Annotated in this window: 13 protein-coding genes; 1 reads left to right on the top strand and 12 read right to left on the bottom strand. The window is 66.2% G+C overall.

Annotation, left to right across the window (positions count from 1 at the left end; all coding sequences use genetic code 11):
- Positions 1-11 precede the first annotated feature (11 nt).
- Positions 12-518, top strand: a complete 507-nt coding sequence (locus ASC75_RS05325) for a hypothetical protein (protein ID WP_055971317.1) — start codon at positions 12-14, stop codon at positions 516-518.
- Positions 519-607: 89 nt separating this feature from the next.
- Here ASC75_RS05325 and ASC75_RS05320 read toward each other — a convergent pair whose 3' ends face one another.
- The 12 genes from ASC75_RS05320 to ASC75_RS05265 form a co-directional block, all read right to left on the bottom strand.
- Positions 608-1,369 (bottom strand): hypothetical protein, encoded by a 762-nt coding sequence (locus ASC75_RS05320; protein ID WP_055971314.1) that lies wholly within the window; start codon positions 1,367-1,369, stop codon positions 608-610.
- A gap of 159 nt (positions 1,370-1,528) precedes the next feature.
- Positions 1,529-1,981 (bottom strand): aspartate 1-decarboxylase, encoded by a 453-nt coding sequence (gene panD, locus ASC75_RS05315; RefSeq protein ID WP_055971311.1) that lies wholly within the window; start codon positions 1,979-1,981, stop codon positions 1,529-1,531.
- A 26-nt stretch (positions 1,982-2,007) separates the two neighbouring features.
- Positions 2,008-2,991, bottom strand: a complete 984-nt coding sequence (locus ASC75_RS05310; protein WP_055971309.1) for a beta-ketoacyl-ACP synthase III — start codon at positions 2,989-2,991, stop codon at positions 2,008-2,010.
- Complete coding sequence (locus tag ASC75_RS05305) at positions 2,988-4,253, bottom strand: adenosylmethionine--8-amino-7-oxononanoate transaminase (protein WP_055971305.1); 1,266 nt, start codon at positions 4,251-4,253, stop codon at positions 2,988-2,990. The genes ASC75_RS05310 and ASC75_RS05305 overlap by 4 nt, the downstream gene beginning before the upstream one ends.
- Positions 4,250-4,903: a dethiobiotin synthase gene (bioD, locus tag ASC75_RS05300; RefSeq protein WP_055971303.1), complete on the bottom strand. Its 654-nt coding sequence runs from the start codon at positions 4,901-4,903 to the stop codon at positions 4,250-4,252. Before bioD ends, ASC75_RS05305 begins: the two co-directional genes overlap by 4 nt.
- Positions 4,900-6,036 (bottom strand): 8-amino-7-oxononanoate synthase, encoded by a 1,137-nt coding sequence (locus ASC75_RS05295; RefSeq protein WP_055971300.1) that lies wholly within the window; start codon positions 6,034-6,036, stop codon positions 4,900-4,902. Before ASC75_RS05295 ends, bioD begins: the two co-directional genes overlap by 4 nt.
- Positions 6,033-7,031 carry a biotin synthase BioB gene (bioB, locus tag ASC75_RS05290; protein WP_055971298.1) on the bottom strand — a complete coding sequence of 333 codons (999 nt, stop codon included), beginning with the start codon at positions 7,029-7,031 and terminating at the stop codon, positions 6,033-6,035. The genes ASC75_RS05295 and bioB overlap by 4 nt, the downstream gene beginning before the upstream one ends.
- Positions 7,032-7,091: 60 nt before the next feature.
- Positions 7,092-7,943 (bottom strand): carboxylating nicotinate-nucleotide diphosphorylase, encoded by an 852-nt coding sequence (nadC, locus tag ASC75_RS05285; RefSeq protein WP_055971704.1) that lies wholly within the window; start codon positions 7,941-7,943, stop codon positions 7,092-7,094.
- A gap of 3 nt (positions 7,944-7,946) precedes the next feature.
- Positions 7,947-9,482 (bottom strand): L-aspartate oxidase, encoded by a 1,536-nt coding sequence (locus ASC75_RS05280; RefSeq protein ID WP_055971295.1) that lies wholly within the window; start codon positions 9,480-9,482, stop codon positions 7,947-7,949.
- Positions 9,479-10,453 carry a quinolinate synthase NadA gene (gene nadA / locus ASC75_RS05275; protein ID WP_055971696.1) on the bottom strand — a complete coding sequence of 325 codons (975 nt, stop codon included), beginning with the start codon at positions 10,451-10,453 and terminating at the stop codon, positions 9,479-9,481. The genes ASC75_RS05280 and nadA overlap by 4 nt, the downstream gene beginning before the upstream one ends.
- An 82-nt stretch (positions 10,454-10,535) precedes the next feature.
- Positions 10,536-11,480, bottom strand: a complete 945-nt coding sequence (locus ASC75_RS05270; protein ID WP_055971693.1) for a hypothetical protein — start codon at positions 11,478-11,480, stop codon at positions 10,536-10,538.
- A 207-nt stretch (positions 11,481-11,687) separates the two neighbouring features.
- Entirely contained in the window at positions 11,688-12,392 is a 705-nt protein-coding gene (locus tag ASC75_RS05265; protein WP_162244892.1) for a GGDEF domain-containing protein, read from the bottom strand.
- Positions 12,393-12,486 lie beyond the last annotated feature (94 nt).

Genomic DNA, 12,486 nt, shown 5'->3' with positions numbered 1-12,486 from the left:
AGAGGTACGTCATGACAGAGACCAATTTCGCCGAGGCGCTGGCCGCCTTCGATGCCGCCATTGCGACCACGACTGACGTCGAGGGCGTGTGGAAGGCGCTCCAGGCGCTGGCCGATGTGCTCGTCGGCGCCAAGCTGTTCACGGTGATGAAGCTTGACTGGGCCACCGAGGTCTCGGCCCGCACCTACACCAGTCACCCGGACGCCTATCCGGTGTCGGGCACCAAGCCGATCAACCGCACCCACTGGTTCGACACCATCCACGTCAAGCGCCAGCCCTTCGTCGCCAATACCATTAAGGACATTGCCGACGTGTTCCCCGACCACGAGACGATCTGGTCGCTCGGCTGCGGTTCGGTGCTCAACTGGCCGGTCTTCGTCGGCGACATCATGCTCGGCACCGTCAACATGCTGCATGACGAGCATTACTACACGCCTGCGCGCGTCGAGGCAGCCAGCCGCCTGTCGCTCGCCGCTAAGGCGGCGTTCCTCGCCGTCGAGCACCTCGAGCGCCGCTAGGACCTTGTGAGCGTGGCCAGTCGCCGCGCGCTTGATTCGTCTGCCGGCGCTTCTTGTGCCGGCAGACCCATTTCCCCGATCGGGCCTCCCTAGGACCCTGCAAGGATTTCGGCGAGCGGGCTGCCGGGCGGCGGGCCGGACGTCGGCGTAATCGAGTTGTTGTAGAGGTGGATCGCGTAGGTCCTTGGCGTCGTGACGTCCCTGACCGACAGCCCAGCGTCGAAGAGCAGGTCGGTCATCGCCTGATGGACAGGATAGAAGGCGTCCATCGGGAGCGCTTTGTCTGCCAGGCCGTATTTCTTGATGAGAAAAGTGAGCAGTTGCGGGCCAGTCGCCCCCCAGCGCGTCCGCCTGATATCACGCCCAAGCCCGACTTTCTCGAGTCGCTTGTAAACCGCCGTCTTGCCTGGCGACCACCATGGCGCGATGAAATGCCGGCCGGAGGTGAATAGGACGAGGCTCTTGACGAGTTTGCTGTCGGCCGGTGCCTTCAGGACGGCATTGTTGACGACGTTGTTGCTCTCCCACCCGAAAAGCCAGTCTTGCTCAGGAAACGGTCGGACGCAGTAGACATCGCAGTCGGCGTAGATGCCGAGCCCTGCCTGAAGCAGCCTGTAGCGGTAGATGTTTGCGGTCAGCGCCAGGCTCTTCTCGTGCCTGTAGGTCACGATCTCGCTTCGTGACAGCAGCTGCGAGGCATCGAACATCTCGACGCCATCGGGCGTGTCCTTGGGCGTTTCGAACGCGTGCAGCACCGTGCGGTGCCCATGCCGCCGAAACGAGCGGATGCAGGCGGCGTGCAATGGACCGAGCTTGTCTCCGATCCACACGAAATTGACGGTTTCGCCCATGGTGCCTTGCCGGTCGGGTGACTGGAATGCTTTCAGGGTGTGCGAGTTGTTTCGATCGTCGCCCGCACATGCCTCTGGTTGCAATCTTTGCGGGAAATTCAGCGGCACGGCAACAGCACAGGAATGTCTCGCCCTGGGCTATGCCTCTGGAGCGTCGGCCTAGTGGCTGCTCACCAGCGCAGGGATGGCAAGGCTCGCGCTCGTCTCGTCCAGGATCGAGAAGGCGTAGCGGCCGAACTGGTCGCGCTCGACCGAATAGGTCAGCCGGTCGGCGATGCGGTTGTCCTTGTCGAAGGTCAGCACGCGCGGCTTGAGCGTGGTGATCTCGTTCTCGTTCACATAGACCGAGTTGCAGATGATGATCTGGTCGCCGGCCTGGCAGGTGCGGGCGGCGGCCCCATTGAGGATGCAGCAGCGCGAGCCGCGCTCGCCGAGGATCACATAGGTCGAAATCCGCGCGCCGGAATTCTTGTTCCAGATCTCGACGAACTCCATCGGCAGGATGCCGGCTTCCTCGCAATGGTCGGGGTCGAGCGTGATCGAGCCGTGATAGTTGAGGTTGGCTTCGGTAACGTGGATGCCGTGCAGCTTGCCGGCGACGATCTTGCGCATTCTTCCTCCTGCTAGGCCAGCGTCGTTCACATTCCCAGCACCAGCGCACCGCCCGTCAGGCCGGCGCCGGCTGCCGCCAGCAGCAGCGTTTCGCCGCGCTGGAACGGCTGGGCCCGGTACGCCAGCGACAGCGACAGCGGGATCGTCGCGGCGGATGAATTGCCGTATTCGGCGATGGTCTTGACGATCCTGTCGTCATCGATGCCGAGCGACTTGCCGACGGCGTTGAAGATGCGGGCGTTGGCCTGGTGTGGCACGAAGCGGCTGACCGCTGCTGTGTCCAACCCAGCGGCAGCGAGCGCCTCCGTCGAGCAACGGCTCATCATGTCGACCGCCTTGGCGAACACTGCGCGTCCGTCGGCGATGGTCATGCGCGTTTCGGCGATGTCGAGCTCGTCGGAAAATGGCCGGTTGCTGCCGCCGGCGGGGATCTGGATCAGGCCGTAGCCGCCGCCGTCGGCAGCGACCGAGGCGCCCTGGATGCCGTGGCCGGGATCGTCCGAAGGCGCAAGCACCACGGCGCCGGCGGCATCGGCGAACAGCACCGCACTCGCCCGCTCGGCCCGATTGATGCGGCGGCTCAGGATGTTGGCGGCGATGACCACGGCCGGCTTGTTGTGCAGGCGCACGAAACCGTCGGCGAAGGTCATAGCATAGATGAAGCCCGCACAGGCGCCGGCAAGGTCGACCCCGCCTGCATGGGCGAGGCCGAGCCGGTGCGCCACCAGCGGCGCGCTCGGCGGCAGCAGGTGGTCGGGCGTCGAGGTGGCGAGCAGCAGCAGGCCGATGTCCGCGCGCGCGATGCCGGCCTGTTCGAGCGCCATGTCGCCGGCCTTGACGGCAAGCTCCGACAACGTGTCCCGGGGCCCGGCCCAGAAGCGCGCACGAATGCCCGTGCGGCCCTCGATCCAGCCCGCATCGAGCCCGAGGCTCGCCTCTATCTCGGCGTTCTCTACCCGGCGGCCCGGCACGTGGTGGCCGAAGCCGGCGATGCGCGCGGTGCGGCTCATCCGGCACCACCGGCAAGTTCGGCTGCCTCGTCGACGGCATCGTAGAGCCGGTCCAGTTCAGCCGAGGCCACGCAATAGGGCGGCAGCACGTAGATGACGTTGCCCAGTGGCCTGATTAGCAACCCGCGTTCGAGGAAGAAGGCGCGTAGCTTCGGCCCGACCTCTGCGAGATAGCCGGCCTTGCCGACACGTAGGTCGAGCGCGGCGATGGTGCCGGTCGTGCGCACGTTCTCGAAGCGCGGATCGGCGCCGAACCGCGCAACCTTGTCGGCCTGCATCCGCGACAGTGCCGCCACCCGCTCGGCCACCGGCTCGTCGCGCCAGATCGCGACATTGGCAAGGGCTGCGGCACAGGCGATGGGATTTGCCGTGTAGGAGCTCGAATGGAAGAAGGTCTTCGCCCGGTCCGTCGAAAAATGCGCCCGGAAGACCGCATCGGTCGCAAGCGTCGCTGCCAGCGGCACCGAGCCGCCGGTCAGCCCTTTGGAAGTGCATAAGATGTCGGGTGCAATGCCTGCCTGCTCGCAGGCGAACATGGTGCCGGTGCGGCCCCAGCCGGTCATCACCTCGTCGGCGATCAGCAGCGTGCCGGATTTTTCGGCGATGCGCTTGAGCTCGGCCAGCACCCGGGCCGGGTACATCAGCATGCCGCCGGCACCGAGCACCAGCGGTTCGACGATCAGGGCAGCGGCCTTGCCGTCACAGATCAGCGCCTCGAAACGGTCCAGCGTTTCCTGCTCGCGTCCGGCCACGGGGAAGGGGATGGTATCGACCTCGAACAGCAGCGGGTCGTAGGCGGCGTTGAACACGCCGCGTTCGCCGACGCTCATCGTGCCGATCGTGTCGCCATGGTAGCTGTGCTCCATGACCACGATGCGCGAGCGCGCAGCACCGTTGTTGCGATGGAAGCCGAGCGCCATCTTCAGCGCCACTTCGACGCTGGTCGAGCCGCTGTCTGAGTAAAACACCCAGTCGAGCCCGGCAGGCGCCATCTCCACCAGTGCCGCGGCCAGCTGTTCCGCGGGTTCGTGGGTCAGGCCGGCGAAGATCACCTGGTCGAGCGTTTCGGTGGCGGTGCGGATCGCCTCGACGATCTTGGGCGCGCGGTGTCCATGGGTGACGACCCACCACGACGAGATCGCGTCAAGGATGCGCTTGCCGTCGGACGTCTCGACATAGGCGCCCTCGGTGCGCGTGATCGTCGGCGGCACCGGTTCGGTGGCGTGCTGGGTGAAAGGATGCCAGACGGCGGAACGGCTCATGGCTTTGCCTCGAAGAACTGGGCCTCCAGGAAATCGGCGGCATTGAAATTCGCCTGCATCGCCTCGGCCAGCGTCTGCGGCGTCAGCGCGTCGAGCCTGGGCAGGCGTCCGAGCACGCGCACCTTGCCCATCTCGGCGATGGTACTCTGGGTGTCCGCCATCTCGTCGCCGATGAAGGTTACGCCGAGCAGCGGGACGGCGCGGCTGCGCAACGCCTCGATGGAGAGCAGCGTGTGATTGATCGTGCCGAGCCCGGTGCGGGCGCAGAGCACCACGGGGATAGCCCAGCGCGCGAAGACGTCGATGTAGAGCGTGTGCCGGTTGACCGGCACCATCAGCCCGCCTGCGCCTTCGACGACCAGCGGCCGCTCGGTTGGGGGCAGGGCGAGTTTGTCGGCATCGATCTCGACCCCGTCCAGTTCAGCGGCGCGATGCGGCGACAATGGCGCGTTCAGGCGCCAGGCCTCCGGCAGCACCCGATCCTGGGGCAGGCCGGACAGGCGCGCGACGATCTCGCTGTCGGTCTCCTCTTCGATGCCCGACTGCACCGGCTTCCAGTAGACACTGTCGAGCAGGGCCGTCAGGCCCGCCGCGAACACGGTCTTGCCGATGCCGGTGTCCGTGCCTGTCACGATGATCGCCTGGCTCATCGGTCCCATTCCTCGGCGAGAGAGTCGAACAGCGCCGAAACGTCGTCCTCCCCGACATTGAGCGTCAGCGAGACCCGGAGCCGTGCCGTGCCTTCCGGCACGGTCGGCGGGCGGATGCCGCGCACGTCGAAACCGCGCGCCTGCAGGGCTTCCGCAAGTTGCATCGCCTTCGCATTGTCGCCGATGACGATGGGCAGGATCTGCGAGCCGCTTGGCTGGAAGCCAAGTGCCTGTGCCCGCTTTCCTGCAAGCGTCACAAGCCCGGCCAGTCGCTCGCGGCGTGCGGGTTCGTCGGCCAGGATGTCGAGCGCTGCCATGGCCGCCACCGCCATCAGCGGCGAGGGCGCCGTGGCGTAGATGAACGGCCGGCTGCGGTTAACGATATAGTCGGCAAGCACGGCTGGTGCGGTGACGATCGCGCCCGAGCCGCCCAGCGCCTTGCCGCAGGTGTGCAGCACCACGACATTGTCGCGGCCTTCGAGATGGTGCGCCAGCCCGCGCCCCTCGGGGCCGTAGACGCCGGTGGCATGCGCCTCGTCGATGAACAGGAAGGCCTCGTGCCGGTCGGCCACGGCTGTGAGCTCGTCCAGCGGAGCGCGGTCGCCATCCATGGAATAGAGGCTTTCGGCGACGATCCATGCACGCCCGGTGCCACCACCCTCGCGCCACGCCTTGATCGCATCGTCCACCGCATCGGCGTCGTTATGCCTTGCCTCCGCCACCTCGGCACGCCCGGCGCGGGCGCCTTCATGGGCGCTGGCGTGGATCAGCTCGTCGAGCACGATCAGGTCGCCCTTCTGCGGCAGGGTCGTCAGCACGGCGAAATTGGCGACATAGCCGCCGCCGAAAAACAGCGCCTGTTCCGTGCCGAAGAAGCGCGCCGACTTCGCTTCCAGCGCCTCGTGTTCGGGATCGTTGCCGCGCAGCAGCCGTGAACCGGTAGCGCCGACGGGCGTGCCATTGGCAAGCGCCACGGCCACCGCATCGGCCAGGCGCTTCGAGCCGGCCAGCCCGAGATAATCGTTGGAGGCAAAATCGAGCCCGGCGCGGCCGCTCAGCGAGCGCAACCGGCTCTTGCGGGCCAGCCCGCGCAGGCTGGCCTCGTAGCGGTCGAGCAAGGCTCGTCCGCTCACTGCGCGTCGCGCTCCATCGGCTGGATGCCGAGACGGCGGAACAGCGCTGTGTCCTTGTCTTCGCCGGGGTTCTCGGCGGTCAAGAGCGTGTCGCCGACGAAGATCGAGTTGGCGCCGGCGAAGAAGCACAGCGCCTGCATCTCGTCGCTCATCGCCGTGCGGCCGGCCGACAAGCGCACATGCGACTTGGGCATCATGATGCGGGCCAGTGCGATGGTACGGACGAATTCGATCGGCTCGATCGGATCGGCCTCGCCCAGCGGGGTGCCTTCGATCGGGATCAGCATGTTGATCGGCACCGAATCGGGATGCTCTGGCAGGTTTGCCAGCGTCATCAGCATGTCGATGCGGTCGGTCTTTTCCTCGCCCATGCCGACGATGCCGCCGCAGCAGACCTTGATGCCGCTGTCGCGGACATTGGCCAGCGTGTCCAGCCGGTCGGCGAAGGTGCGGGTGGTGATGATCTCGTTGTAGTAGCGCTCGGAGGTGTCGATGTTGTGGTTGTAATAGTCGAGTCCGGCCTCCTTCAGCCGCTGTGCCTGGCCGAGATCGAGCATGCCGAGCGTCATGCAGGTCTCCATGCCGAGGTCCTTGACGCCCTCTATCATGGCGACCACCGCGTCCATGTCGCGTTCCTTGGGGCTGCGCCAGGCAGCGCCCATGCAATAACGCGTTGCACCGGCGTCCTTCGCCTTCTTCGCCTCGGCCAGAACGCGCTGCACTTCCATCAGCTTCGAGGCCTTGAGGCCCGATTCATGGCGCGACGACTGGCTGCAATAGCCGCAATCCTCGGGGCAGCCGCCGGTCTTGATCGACAGCAGGCGCGAGAGCTGGACACGGTTGGGATCAAAATTCTGGCGGTGGACGGTCTGTGCCCGAAACAGCAGGTCGTTGAAGGGCAGGTCGTAGATCGCCTGGGCTTCCGCCCGGGTCCACTGCGGCTGCGCCCCGCTGATCTCGGTTGCGGCTGCATTCAGGTGCAAGTCGGCGTTCATACGCTCTCCATTGCCAAGAGTTGTCTGTGCCATCCCGCCGCGGCGGGACCATTGCCTCGGTCAGGCGACCGTGTCCAGTCCAATATCGAGGATCGGCGCACTGTGCGTCAGCCAGCCGACCGAAATCAGGTCGACGCCGCTGGCCGCGATATCCCGCGCCGTCGCCGGGCTGACCCGGCCCGATGCCTCGGTAATTGCCCGTCCGCCGACCATTTCGACGGCCCGGGCAAGCGTTTCCGGCGTCATGTTGTCGAGCAGGACAGCATCGACGCCGAGGGCCAGAACCTCATCCAACTGTTCGAGCGTGTCGACTTCGACCTCGATCTTCACCAGATGCCCGACATTGGCCTTGGCCCGCTCGATGGCGGCCTTCACGCCTCCGGCGATTGCGATGTGGTTGTCCTTGATCAGCACGGCGTCGTCGAGTCCGAAGCGGTGGTTGGAGCCGCCGCCGGCGCGCACCGCATATTTTTCCAGCGCGCGCAGGCCGGGCGTGGTCTTCCGCGTGCAGACGATGCTTGCCTTGTGACCGCGGACCGCCTCGACGATGCCGGCGGTGGCCGTGGCGACGCCGCTGAGATGGCAGAGGAAATTGAGCGCCACGCGTTCGGCGGTCAGCAAGCCGCGCGCTGGGCCGCTGAGCGTGGCGATGGCATCGCCGGCCACGAGCCTGCTGCCATCAGGCCTCGCGACCTTCATCTCGATGGCGGGGTCGATCAGCCGAAAGGCAAGCGCCGCCAGGTCCAGCCCGGCAACCACGCCCGGCTGGCGCGCCGCGAGCACGACGGTCGCCCGATCGTCGGCGGGTACGACGGCGTCAGTGGTAATGTCGCCGGCGCGGCCGAGGTCTTCCAGCAGTGCTGCCCGAACCAATGGCTCGAGCATGATTTGCGGCAGGGGCGAGAGGGTCATCATTCAGGCACTCCGGGCAAGCGGCGTGGCGTCGAGTGCTGCAGCAGTCTCCAGCGCCTCGACCAGGGTGATCTTCGAGCGCCGTGCGACGGTCGCGCGAAGAGGGAAGTCCGCCCGGCTGTGCGCGCCGCGGCTTTCTTCGCGCCGAAGGGCGGCGACAACCATCATTAGCGCCACCGCCGCCGGGTCGGAGGCCGGACTGGCTCCCCCGGCAAGGGGCAGCAGCGTCAATGCCGCTTCGCGCAGGCTTTCGCCGTCGCGCGTTACGCCCAGTGCCGGCGAGGCGATGCTGCGAACCAGCACGGGATCGGGCCGCATGGGCACTGAAGGCATGGCGATGGTCTTCCGTCCCATGCCGGGCGAGGCAGTGACGCTTTTGGCCACCCAGCCGGCCATCACCACCGCCTCGGTCAGCGAATTGCTGGCAAGCCGGTTGGCGCCGTGCAGGCCGGTCGAAGCGACTTCGCCGCAGGCCCACAGGCCGGCCACCGAACTGCGGCCGTCGGCGTCCACGGTGATGCCGCCCATGTGGTAGTGCGCCGCCGGCCGCACCGGGATCGGATCGAGCGCCGGGTCGATGCCGGCGTCGCGGCAATAGCCGGAAATGGCCGGGAAGCGGCCGGCAAAGCCTGCACCCAGGCAGGCTCGTGCATCGAGAAACACGCGGTGCCCCCGCGTCAGGTGGCGGTGGACGCCCCGCGCCACGGCGTCGCGGGTGCCGAGTTCCGCGCCCGGCAGGTCGGCCAGGAAACGCCGGCCCGTCTCGTCGATCAGTACGGCGCCTTCGCCGCGCACAGCCTCGCTGATCAGCCGCATTGGCCGCTGCGCACCGTCGAGTGCCGTCGGATGGAATTGCACGAATTCGAGATCGGCGAGTTCGGCGCCCACGCGCGCGACAAGCGCCAGCCCCTGGCCGAAGCAGCCGAGCGGATTGGTGGTGTCATGGAACAGGCCGCCGACACCGCCGGTGGCGAGCACCACGCGGCCGGTCGCAAACGACAGCTCACCCGATGCTCCTGCGGCGAGCACGCCGGTGATCGCGCCGTCCTCGACCAGCAGGCGCCGGGCTTCGAAGCCCTCGACGATGGTGATTGACGCAGTCCGCCTGACGGCCGCGACGAGCGCCCGCATCAATTCGCTTCCGGTTGCCGCACCGGCTGCATGCACGATGCGCCGGCGGCTATGGGCGGCCTCCAGCCCAAGCTGCGGGGCGCCATCCCTTGCCCGGTCGAAAGCGACTCCGAAATGTTCCAGCCTCTCGATTGCCGCGGGCGCTGCCGCGATGATGCGCCTCGCCACGGCCTCGTCGCAAAGCCCGTCGCCTGCCGCCAGCGTGTCGGCCAGATGCAGGGCAGGGCTGTCGTCGCCGCCGATGCTGGCGGCAAGCCCGCCCTGCGCCAGCGCGCTCGACGCTTTGCAGCCGAGCGGTGCCGCCGACAACAGCACGACCGGCTCCGGTGCCATCTCCAGCGCCGTCATCAGCCCGGCCAGGCCGCCGCCGATGATGACGGGACAGCCTGAAGGCGCGCTGAGGCTCATACGGCGAGCATCCGCTCGACCGCCAGGCGGGCACGCGCGGCAACGGCGGGATCGATGGTCACGGCATGTTCGTTGCGTCCCAGTGCGGAACGGATGTTACCGAGCGTGATCCGCTTCATGTGCGGGCAGAGATTGCACGGCCGGATGAACTCGACGTCGGGATGCTCGACGGCGACGTTGTCGCTCATCGAGCATTCCGTCACCAGGACGACGCGCGACGGCTTCTTGGTCCCGACATAGTCCGACATGGCTGCGGTCGAGCCGGCGAAGTCGGCCTCGGCAACGACCTCCGGCGGGCATTCGGGATGTGCCAGCACGGTGACGCCGGGATGGGCGGCGCGCATCTCGCGGATGTCTTCGGGCGTGAAGCGCTCATGCACCTCGCAATGGCCTTTCCAGGCGATGATCTCTACATCGGTCTGCTTGGCGATGTTCTGCGCCAGATATTCGTCCGGCAGCATCAGCACGCGCGGCACGCCGAGGGATTCGACCACGGCCTTGGCATTGCCCGATGTGCAGCAGATGTCCGATTCAGCCTTCACCGCAGCCGACGTGTTGACGTAGGTCACGACCGGTACGCCGGGGTAGCGCTGGCGCAGCAGGCGGATGTCGTCAGGCGTGATCGAATCGGCCAGCGAGCAGCCGGCGCGCATGTCGGGGATCAGCACCGTCTTGGCGGGGTTCAGCAGCTTCGCCGTCTCGGCCATGAAATGCACGCCGGCGAGAACGATCACGTCGGCCTCGACCTCCATCGCCTTGCGGGCGAGCGCCAAGCTGTCGCCGACGATGTCGGCCACGCAGTGGAAGATTTCCGGCGTCTGGTAGTTATGCGCCAGGATGACGGCGTTGCGTTCGCGCTTGAGCTTGAGGATGGCGTCGATGTCGTCGGAAAACACCGGCCATTCAATGGCGGGAATGACGCGCTGGACGCGGTCATAGAGCGAGGCGGCGGAAGGGGTCATGCCAGACATCATCATCCTTATTATGCTCTAGTTGAGTATAATAAGGACATATGCTTATCATGAGCATAAGTCCTGTCAAGCGGCGATTTGCTTATTTGGTTCCGGCGACCGGGCGATCGTCGAGCACGGCATGGCGGAAACGGAACAGTTTGGCCGGGCGTCCGCCGGTGTCGGCGCTCATTTCGCCAGTCTCCTCGACGAGGTCCTGCTGTTCGATGAGCCGGCGAAAATTCTGCTTGTGGACCGTCACGCCGGCCAGCGCTTCGACCGCGCGCTGCAGTTGCAGCAGCGTGAAGGATGGCTGCATCAGTTCGAACACCACGGGACGGTATTTGATCTTGGTCCGCAGGCGGCCGATGCCGGTGGCCAGGATCCGCCGGTGGTCGCCGGTCATCGCCTTGCCGGGAACGGTCGCCGCAATCTTTGCGCCCGCTGCGCGAACCGCTTCGTCGACCAGCCCTGCCTCGTAGAGCAGTTCGTAACGTTGCAGCACCATTTCTTCGTTCCAGTGGCGGTCGTCGAAACCGAAGGCGGCCGCAGCACGGCGCAGGCGGTTCTGTCGCGTGTCCTGCTGCTCGGCCTCGTCGGCCCACTGGCGCAGGCGCGGCACGATGATGTCGCCGATGATTTCAGGCGCGCCGGTGCGATGGTCTTCCCATGGAAAGAACTCGTACCAGTTGCGCCAGCTTCCCGGCGGCGTGCGGTGCGAGGGTTCTTCGCAGGTCAGGCCGAGATAGCTGATCGAGATCACCCGGCCGGCCGGTTCGTCGCTGCCGCGGTCACGGTCGGCAAAGGTGTAGAGCTGTTCGATATAGCCGACCGGATGGCCGGTCTGCTGCTCCACCCAGTTGCGCAGTCCCGATTGCAGCGAGCGGTGGATAAGTTCGAACGGACCGGAGGGCAGGGCGGAGCCATCCTTGACGGTCAGCACCACCGGGTTGCCGTTGGGGGCTGCGACAAGCACCGCGATCAGGTCTGCACTGATCGCGTGACGCTCCGCGGCACTTTCCCTGGTCAACCCTGATGTATTCCGCATTTCGCCCTGGTTGGATTCTTCTGGCGGTGATCGGAAGGCCAGACGGATCAAAGGTCAACACCCCATCGCCTGCAGCAGGCAATGTCATGCTCAACTATTGGCCTGCAGGAGCAAGAAAATCCACACCGCCTGCGAGATTCGCCGATGACGCTGGGGCAGGAGTGCTTTGTCTCAGGGGACAGAAAAAGCCGGCACTTCGGCGGGATGTCAGTGAAGCGAAGGTCGGGAGGGCCAACGACCGTCCGAGAGGCGGGTCGATTCGATGCGGTTGCGGCCTTTTTCCTTGGCGATCTGGATCTGGTGTTCGGCCGCAACAAGCAGGTCGTCGGCGGTAGCCTCCGTCTCGAACAGCACGGCGCCGACGCTGACCGTCAGCGGCCAGTTCGATCCGCTGGGTTCGAAGAGCACTTCGGATACGGCATGCCGGATGCGTTCGGCGACCTTCTCGGCGTTTTCCTTGCTTGCGCCAGGCAGGTAGACGCCGAATTCGTCGCCGCCGATGCGGCCGACCAGGTCACCGCTCCGGACCGTGCTGCGGATGATGCCCGCGATGACGCTGATCGCCTGGTTTCCCGCGCTGTAGCCGATGTGCTCGTTGATCCTTTTCAGATGGTCGATGTCGACCATCAGCAGCGCGCCCTTCCGCCGGCCGGTTCCCGTCGCGAAGACGTCGATCGCAGCCGAGAAAAGCGTTCCGTTGAGACAGGAGGTCAGGCTGTCATGCGCAAGCTCCTGCGCGTATTTCTGCTTCAGCAATGCATTCTCGTGCAGTTTCACGCCCAGCAGGGCAAGCAGCGGCGCGATGAACAGAAGCGGGAGGACGTAGCCGCTCAACAGGCCCGGTCGACCTGCATTGGCATCGCCGGCGAACAATGCCTGCACCGCCCAGGAAATGGCTATGAATGCGAGCATGCCGGCCACCGTCAGGAGTGTGACCTGGAACCACTTCTGGTTTGGAAATGCACTGAGTTTGCTGAACATCAGTCCCCGCGACTCAAGCTTCTGC

Origin of the sequence: Aminobacter sp. DSM 101952, from assembly GCF_001424795.1 — a bacterium.
Lineage (GTDB): Bacteria > Pseudomonadota > Alphaproteobacteria > Rhizobiales > Rhizobiaceae > Aminobacter > Aminobacter aganoensis.
The sequence above is the reverse complement of the archived record's forward strand: the minus strand, read 5'-3'. Positions and strand labels throughout refer to the sequence as shown.